This is a genomic window from Massilia sp. CT11-108, assembly GCF_047302915.1.
In the GTDB taxonomy this organism is placed as follows: domain Bacteria; phylum Pseudomonadota; class Gammaproteobacteria; order Burkholderiales; family Burkholderiaceae_D; genus Telluria; species Telluria orientalis.
In genome coordinates, this window is the sequence record NZ_JBKYMO010001771.1 from 1 (window position 1) to 235 (window position 235).

1 protein-coding gene is annotated in these 235 nt (G+C 74.0%); it reads left to right on the forward strand.

Annotated features, from left to right (window positions below; all coding sequences use genetic code 11):
* Window positions 1–235 (forward strand): hypothetical protein (locus ACEN88_RS36280; protein WP_413347210.1); only part of this gene is annotated, 235 nt, incomplete at both ends.

Below are 235 nucleotides of genomic sequence, written 5' to 3' on the forward strand. Positions count from 1 at the left end.
CACGCGCATGGACCGCAGCAGCGCGCGGGCACACGGATCCGTGGCTGGTCGCCGCGCTGATGCTGTCCGAGGCGCTGACGCCCGCGCTGGAACAGGCCGCGCTGGCCGTCGACTCTTCCGATCCTGCTTACCTCACCGTGCGCTACCACCTGGCGAGGCTGTGCCGCCTGGCGGGCAAGCGCGATGCCGCGCGCGCCGTCGCGGACGCCGCGCTGAAGGGCAAGCTGTCGCCGGG